This is a genomic window from Marisediminitalea alba (assembly GCF_002993365.1).
Lineage (GTDB): Bacteria > Pseudomonadota > Gammaproteobacteria > Enterobacterales > Alteromonadaceae > Alteromonas > Alteromonas alba.
Map to the genome: position 1 here is coordinate 1 of NZ_PVNP01000048.1, position 2,275 is coordinate 2,275.

General features: G+C 44.6%; 2 pseudogenes. One reads left to right on the plus strand and one right to left on the minus strand.

The annotated features are described in order from the left end of the window. Positions 1-295, minus strand: a pseudogene (locus C6Y40_RS05795) (IS4 family transposase); the annotation flags it as partial. Positions 296-2,155: 1,860 nt separating this feature from the next. Between C6Y40_RS05795 and C6Y40_RS05805 the strand changes: the two are divergent. Next, positions 2,156-2,275: pseudogene (locus tag C6Y40_RS05805) on the plus strand (IS1595 family transposase); the annotation flags it as partial.

Genomic DNA, 2,275 nt, shown 5'->3' on the forward strand with positions numbered 1-2,275 from the left:
CTGACCAGTCAACGGCAATGACAGGATGTTTACAGGTACAAAATAACCGGCAAATCATTGCATAGATAAACGGTACTTCACGCTGGAGGTGACCATTAGATAACAGCCGGTCAGCCCGCTTAATACGGTGTTTCTCATAGGCATTGGAACGGATACCGCGCCCCATACTGGTCACAGTGGCCGAACCGCTCTCAATCAAGCTTCGCACACAGGCGACAACGGCCTGTTTGCGGGTTTTATGCATTTTATGGCTGACAAAAGAGACAAGATTGTTCAATATAGAGCGTGCATTCATGGTGTTTTCTGTGTTGGTTTTTTTTGGCGAAAGATCTGATCACCAAATGCCATGAATGTTCCCTAACTCTTTGACTTTATTTTACTATTCGTGGGGATAGCTCAGAACTAAGTATAGTGCTGAATCTTTCGGTGATTGTTTTTTAGTCTTAGCTTGATTAAAAAAGGAGAAGCCAAAAGAACATGCCCATATTCCAAAGACTAAGAAAAATAGACTCTTGATAAATTCTTTCTCCAAAAAGAAAGAAAGTAGAATCAAAGCAGGCAGAAGCGAATAAATTATGCTCCTTAGCTTCTTAAAGTGATCTTTCTCTTTCATAGGATCTCAAATATATTTACTGGCATATAACGCTCTAATTTGGCGGCACAAACGCGTGGGCTATACTGCGAAGCAGAGCCCGCGTGTTTGTGTCCCCAACATTTGTTTGTTATGCGTGCGAGACACTTGCCCTTCGCGGCTTTGCCGCCACCGCCCGCTACAACAAACTGTTGATTTAAATAATAACAATTACCTTAAAACAACCTTGCGCGAAAAGCCAGATGATAAAACGCCTGCTTGAGAAGTGAACTGGCTGGCAAAACTGGTTGTGCCGAATGCTGGTGTTACCAGGCTAAATCCAACAAACGTTAATAAAGCAGCTTTGAAAACTGAAAGCGGCAGGCACCGATACAACTTATTGAAACTGCCTTGCCCTAACCCGCTACCGCCGCGCTAAACATATGAGAAATGACAACGGCGCATAACGCCCTAATTTGGCGGCACAAACGCGTGGGCTATACTGCGAAGCAGAGCCCGCGTGTTTGTGTCCCCAACATTTGTTTGTTATGCGTGCGATACACCTGCCCTACGCGGCTTTGCCGCCACCGCCCGCCACAACAAACTGTTGATTTAAATACTAACAATTACCTTAAAACAACCCTGTTCAAAATGCCAGATGAGAAAGTGCCTGCTTGAGAAGTGAATAGGCTGGCAAAACTGATTGTGCCGAATACTGGTGTTACCAGGCTAAAACCAACAAGGGTTGATAAAGCAATTTAGAATACTGAAAGCGGAAGACAACGATACAACCTATTGAAACTGCCTTGCCCTAACCTGCTACCACCACACCAAACACATGAGAAATAAATAACGGCGCATAACGCCCTAATTTGGCGGCACAAACGCGTGGGCTATACTGCGAAGCAGAGCCCGCGTGTTTGTGTCCCCAACATTTGTTTGTTATGCGTGCGAGACACCTGCCCTTCGCGGCTTTGCCGCCACCGCCCGCTACAACAAACTGTTGATTTAAATAATAACAATTACCTTAAAACAACCCAGAACGAAAAGCCAGATGATAAAACCACTGTTTGAGATGTGAACTGGCTAAGAAAATTGCGCTGCTGATTGCTGGTGTTACGGGCTAAAACGAACAAGCGTTAATAAAGCAGTTTTGAAAACTGAGAACGGCAGGCGCTGATACAACCTATTGAAACTGCCTTGCCCTAACCCGCTACCGGCGTACTAAACACATGAGAAATGACAACGGCGCATAACACCTAGCACACGGGCAATAGCGAAGGGCCACTTTTTTGCGCTCTTTGCAAAAAAGGGGAACTGCGCGTTATTGTCCGGTGCTGCGCCTTGTTAGCCCTAACACTGAACGTTCGCAGCTTTGCTGCCCTGCACCAAGATGTTTGCATATAATAATTGCCCTTCCCTGATATGCTTTTACCTTAAACAACCACCAGAAAAACAACAACTGATTTTTACATTAGCCATTTGCCGGTACTGAAAAATCTGCGCTGCCAATTAAGCTGAGAAGGCTATGTTCTGCTAAATTGTTGCTATACTGTATATGAATACAGTTATTGAGGGTTGATCATGATCCCAGCACAATTTACAAAGCTTATAGCCGAGTTAGAACACTTAACAGATAGTCAAACCCGTTATGTTGAGAAGCTGCTGAAAGGCACTGATAGCGTCTCACAGTTGATAACAGAG